The sequence below is a fragment of the Nonomuraea sp. NPDC059023 genome (genome assembly GCF_042740095.1).
In the GTDB taxonomy this organism is placed as follows: domain Bacteria; phylum Actinomycetota; class Actinomycetes; order Streptosporangiales; family Streptosporangiaceae; genus Nonomuraea.
On sequence record NZ_JBHYIO010000107.1, the window covers coordinates 1 to 4787 of the forward strand.

6 protein-coding genes are annotated in these 4787 nt (G+C 65.8%); 4 read left to right on the top strand and 2 right to left on the bottom strand.

Annotation, left to right across the window (positions count from 1 at the left end):
* Window positions 1-182 precede the first annotated feature (182 nt).
* Complete coding sequence (locus ACFWYW_RS58850; RefSeq protein ID WP_379611445.1) at window positions 183-608, bottom strand: ATP-binding protein; 426 nt, start codon at window positions 606-608, stop codon at window positions 183-185.
* 268 nt (window positions 609-876) lie between these two features.
* Here ACFWYW_RS58850 and ACFWYW_RS58855 point away from each other — a divergent pair, with 268 nt between their 5' ends.
* The 3 genes from ACFWYW_RS58855 to ACFWYW_RS58865 all read left to right on the top strand — a co-directional run bounded on the left by ACFWYW_RS58855 (window position 877) and on the right by ACFWYW_RS58865 (window position 2865).
* Window positions 877-1701 (top strand): helix-turn-helix domain-containing protein, encoded by an 825-nt coding sequence (locus tag ACFWYW_RS58855; RefSeq protein ID WP_379611444.1) that lies wholly within the window; start codon window positions 877-879, stop codon window positions 1699-1701.
* Window positions 1694-1912 (top strand): DUF397 domain-containing protein, encoded by a 219-nt coding sequence (locus ACFWYW_RS58860; protein WP_379611442.1) that lies wholly within the window; start codon window positions 1694-1696, stop codon window positions 1910-1912. Before ACFWYW_RS58855 ends, ACFWYW_RS58860 begins: the two co-directional genes overlap by 8 nt.
* Before the next feature lie 314 nt (window positions 1913-2226).
* Window positions 2227-2865, top strand: a complete 639-nt coding sequence (locus tag ACFWYW_RS58865) for a hypothetical protein (protein ID WP_379611441.1) — start codon at window positions 2227-2229, stop codon at window positions 2863-2865.
* 391 nt (window positions 2866-3256) lie between these two features.
* Here the strand turns inward: ACFWYW_RS58865 and ACFWYW_RS58870 are convergent, their stop codons facing one another.
* Window positions 3257-3937 (bottom strand): winged helix-turn-helix transcriptional regulator, encoded by a 681-nt coding sequence (locus ACFWYW_RS58870; protein ID WP_379611440.1) that lies wholly within the window; start codon window positions 3935-3937, stop codon window positions 3257-3259.
* Between the two features lie 51 nt (window positions 3938-3988).
* Between ACFWYW_RS58870 and ACFWYW_RS58875 the strand changes: the two genes are divergently transcribed.
* Window positions 3989-4408: a DUF1761 domain-containing protein gene (locus ACFWYW_RS58875; RefSeq protein ID WP_379611439.1), complete on the top strand. Its 420-nt coding sequence runs from the start codon at window positions 3989-3991 to the stop codon at window positions 4406-4408.
* Window positions 4409-4787: the final 379 nt, after the last annotated feature.

Consider the following 4787-nt stretch of genomic DNA (forward strand, 5'->3'; position numbering starts at 1 on the left):
TCTTGGCCGGGTTCCGTGGCTCACAAGCATGGAGCTCGCTCCGCTCGCACGCCCTTCCTGCCTAACCCACCCGTCGCCCCGATCGGTGGCCGGCCCGTTGGATCCCACCCGCCCAGGAGCCTCCTCATCCCAGCCACTGGCTGCTCGACCGAGATGCACCGGCAGCCGTGGGCAGGGAGGCTTCACATGACCTGGCTGGAGGGGAGTTGCTCTGCCAAGGCGTCGCGGGCGAGTCCGGCAGCGGCCAGTTCGGCCCACACGACTCGGTGACCGGACTTGGTGCGCTCAGTGCCGCAGCGGAGCGACAGATTCGTCACCAGACCCAGGCCACGTCCCGACGATTGCATGGAACCCTGCTGAAGTGGCTGGAAGAGAGGCTCGGGCGTCGTCGTCCCCGGGTCGGTCACTTCCAGCCTGATGACGTCGTTGGCGAAGCCGAGCCGCACCTTTACCCAGTTGCGTCGCGCCCCCGCCGGGACGTGTTGGATGACGTTGGTGACCAGCTCTGAGACGATCAGCAAGGCGTTGGGGAGGACCGGGTGGGTCTCTGCCAGCCATCGCCGGATCGCCTGCCGGGCCTGCCAGGGCGCCTTGGCGCTGCGCCGCAACGTCGTACTCTGCCAAGCGGCCACGTGTGGCAGCTGTCGGGAGGTGGTTCCTGTGGACATGGAGATCACCGACCATTTCTGGGGGCCTCACCCGTCAGGCCCACAAGATCGAATACGGTTGTGAACCTGGGTCCGCCTGCTTCTCGGAAAGACTCTCCCCAGATTGATCTGTGGCAGCTACTTTTAGTAGTTGACAGGCAACACAGTCGCTCCACGCATCCTGTTCACGGGTGTGTGTGGACTTGTGAACACGCGCGGTGGTGGGTCTATGGGCGCAGCCGAGCTTGACCCGGGGGCCAGCCCCCTAGCACTCTTCGGGGCGGAACTGAGGAGGCTACGCGAGGAAAAAGGGGTCACCCAGGAGGAGGTCGCGGACTATACCCACGTCAGTAAGAGCCTGGTCAGCCAGATCGAGAACGCCAAGCGCACTCCCCAGTGGGACTTCACCGAGCGGGTGGAGACGCTTCTCGATTTGAAGGGTGAACCGCTGCTGCGTCTGCTGCCCCTGGTCATTAAGACAGGACCTACGTGGTTTCGGCAGTGGCCCAAGATCGAGGCCGCCGCTCACACGCTGCGCACCTGGCAACCGCTCGTGATTCCGGGGCTGCTTCAGACGCGCAACTATGCTCGCTCGATCTTGCGTGGGCAGCCGGGCATCACCGCCGAGCGCGTTGACGAAGGGGCTGAGGCTCGGGTTGCCCGGCAGACGGTGTTCGAGCGTCCAGAGCCGCCGATGTACGCGGCGGTGATCGACGAAGGGGTGCTGAGCCGCCCCATCGGTGGCGCGGAGGTGATGTGTGAGCAGCTTGGCTGCCTTCTCAAGTGGTTGGATCACCCCTGTGTCACGGTGCAGATCGTCCCCATGGATGCCGTGCCCACGATCGGCCTGCTGGGCGGGTTCGTGATCGCCGAGCAGCCCCAGGGGCCGGACACGGTGTATCTGGACTCGGCCGCAGATGGTGAGGTAACCGATCGCGAGGAACGGGTGCGCACCGTTAGTGTCAGATTCGATGCCATCCGGTCATATGCCCGGCCGGTCAACGAGACCGCCGGTGCAATCCGCAAGATGATGGAGATGTATCAAGGTGAATGAAGAGCTGGCCGCCGAACTGGAGACTGCGCAGTGGCGCAAGGCCTCGTTCAGCGGCGCCAACGGTGGAGACTGCATCGAGGTAGCCCCGCTCAGCGGGGACCTTATCGGCATCCGCGACACCGAGCGGCCCGACCTGGAGCCTTGGGTGGTGCGCGGTGGCGTCTTCCGTGCCTTCGTTGCCGGCGCCAAGCACGGCGAATTCGACTTCTAGCCCCAACCGCGAAGGCCCTCCGCAAGGTGTGGAGGGCCTTCGCATGCACCACTCACCACTGCGGCGCCCGTGAACCCTGGTTCCGCGCACTCCTGCCTGGACGATCCCCTGCCCTCTGGCACTCCGACCTATGGCGAGCCCGCCTGTGATTTCGGGTGCCAGCCGTCGGTCGCTCGCGTCCTGCGACAGAGAACCCTTGAGTTGTGACAACGAAGCTTGAGCGGTCAGGGCGTCGCCGCCTCCCACCCATGAGTACGCTGCCGCGCCAAGGCCAAGTCGCGGGCAGACTTGACGGACACTAACGTCTGTTTGTTATGAAACACGTGTTACTGGTGGCAGCGGTGCTCATGCTCCTGGGAAGCGCCTGTACGGCCGCCACCAAGGAGGCTTCGCCCAGCAACTCGCCGGCCGCTCCGAAGCCGACCACGAAGTTCACCACCGTCGCCGACGGGTGTGAACTCCTCGATCGGGAGACCATCGCCAAGTACGCCCCCGCGGCGTCCTGCTCGCTCAAGCTTCAGGACGACTCCCGGACCCAGAACGGCGATGGCGAGCCCATCCTTGAGAGGTGGCCGCGCTATGAGCCCGCGAGCCTCGCCGGCCGGGGCGGGTTCCACGCCGTCGTCGAGGTCGGCCTGAAGCTCAACCAGGACACATACGCCGAGAACCAGGCGTCGGCGGCCCGGGGGACTTCCGGTACGGGCTCCAGCCAACGCCCGGTCGCCGGGGTCGGCGACCGGGCGGAGCTCTACTACAGGGCAGGAGCCGAGGCGGAAAACAACCTCAGCATGACCCAGGGAGTGCTCGTGTCCAGTTGGGGCAACGCCTCCCTGCTGGTCTACTACTGGCACTACCAGCCCGCCACCATCGATAACGGCGCCGGGCTCAGCGAGCAGAAGATGGCGAAGGCCCTCATCGCCATCAGCCGGGACGTCTACGACGACCTGAGCTAGAGCTTGTGCGTGCCTCTGGCCAAGCCGGCCTGGAGGAAGCGCGGGGCGCCGCGGCCTGATCAGACTCTCTTTCCACAACCAGATGATGCTCTGACCGCTCAAACGTTGTTGTCACCACGCACGGCTCTCTGCCACAGGGCATTCGGCTTCACCTGGTGATCAACTCGCGGTGATCTGAAGGCGAGTCTGGTACCGCTCTGATCTTCCGGTGGTCATCTGGGGCCGTGCGGCATGTGGTGAGCACCTAGTTTCCTCGCGGTCTCTGGGGGTCCGTCAGGCCGTCGGATGTGTTGGCTCGGTACTACCGGGCGGAGCGGGCGGTAGGCGCCGATGAGTCGTGATCGACGGGGACATCGGGCTCCATGTCCGGGTACGCGAATCGAGAGCGCCGTCAACCGGCCATCGGTGGCGGTGTCACCGTGGTCTCCCGCCCTGGAGGGAAGGCCCTGTCAAGGACCTGCCGGTCGCCTCGGACAGCCCCCAAGGAGAGAGCCTGGTCGATCGTGAGCGCACCGGCCGCGAGCCCGATGACGACCTCAGGCTCGGCGGTGAAGACCGTGTCCGGTTGCCGATCGGGCCGGATGATCGCATTGGGTCCGTGCTCGTCGATGCGCAGGACCATGAGGAACCCGTCCGTCTCGATGCCGAGCTCCACCGGAGGAGTCGCGGTGATTCCCCGGAGCAGGCCGGGGAGAGCGAGCGTCAGCCAGCGCGGCTGGAACGAATCGCCGTCACGCCCTGTCATCACCAGAGGCGCGCCCCATCGGCCGAGCGCCTCCATCGGCTCGCGGAGCCCTGCGCCCCAGGGCGTGAGCGCATAGACGACACCCGCCTGCTCCAGGCGGCGCTCGACGATGCCATTCGACTCCAGAGCCCGCAGCCGCTCCGCTAGGAGGTTGGTCGCGATCCCCGCGAGCGAGGTTTTCAGCTCTGTGTAGCGCATCGGGCCGGGGAGCAGTTCGCGGACGATCAGGAGGGTCCAGCGCTCGCCCACGATGTCCAGGGCACGCGCGAGGGCGCAGAACTGCCCGTAGGAACGGGGCCTCTTCGAGGTTTGCTTGACGTTGTCCATCGTGGTTGATTATATCAACTGGCCTGAGGGGCGTCGAGCAGAGGGATCCGCATGGAGATGAGTATCAGCTGGCCCGCCGTTGTGGCCGCGATCGTGGTCGGGATGGCGATCGCCTGGGTGTGGTACAGCGACTGGGGGCTCTTCGGTGCTGTTTGGCGGCGGCTGACCGGGATATCCGAGGAGGACTCGAAGCGGGCCGGCAAGCGCCCGTTCGCCGTCCTCGTGGCGTCGATCATCGTCACGGCGCTGGTGCTCGCAGCCGCGTGCTCCATCGTGTCGGGCTTTGTAGGCAGCGACGCGCTCTGGCTTGATGTGGCCGTCGGATTCGTGACCTGGCTCGGGTTCTCGCTGACCACCCTGACACAGCACAACGCCTTCGAGCAGAAGCCGGCACAGCTCACCGTGATCAACAGCGCGTATCAGCTGACGTTGTTCTTGGGGATGGCTCTCGCGATCGGGTTGCTGCAGTAGTAGTGGCGAATGCCGGTGAGTCAGCCGACGGCCGGGAACTCTCGTTGGGTGAAGCCGGTCATCGAGTTGCCCGCGTTCCCCGCGCCGTGGTGATCGGTTCCCGTCACAGGTCAAGGTCGTTCGTCCCCGGCTTCGCCTGCGGGCGCTCCACCTTGACCTGCTCCTGCGATCGACGAGTCCTGCGACGCTGGTCAGCCCGCCACATCCCCTGACTCCAGGGAGGCGTTTCAGGACCGTTTCGGAGGCTTTCTACAGGGCTCTAGCTGGTCGGGTGGGATCCAACTGGCCGGCCACCGATCGGGGCAGCGGGTGGGTTAGGCAGGAAGGGCGTGCGAGCGGAGCGAGCTCCATGCTTGTGAGCCACGGAACCCGGCCAACG

Bases quoted from the DNA above. Each gene is read 5' to 3' on its own strand.
- ACFWYW_RS58865 (WP_379611441.1), top strand. From the start codon at position 2,227: ATGAAACACGTGTTACTGGTGGCAGCGGTGCTCATGCTCCTGGGAAGC.
- ACFWYW_RS58875 (WP_379611439.1), top strand. From the start codon at position 3,989: ATGGAGATGAGTATCAGCTGGCCCGCCGTTGTGGCCGCGATCGTGGTC.
- ACFWYW_RS58855 (WP_379611444.1), top strand. From the start codon at position 877: ATGGGCGCAGCCGAGCTTGACCCGGGGGCCAGCCCCCTAGCACTCTTC.
- ACFWYW_RS58870 (WP_379611440.1), bottom strand. From the start codon at position 3,937: ATGGACAACGTCAAGCAAACCTCGAAGAGGCCCCGTTCCTACGGGCAG.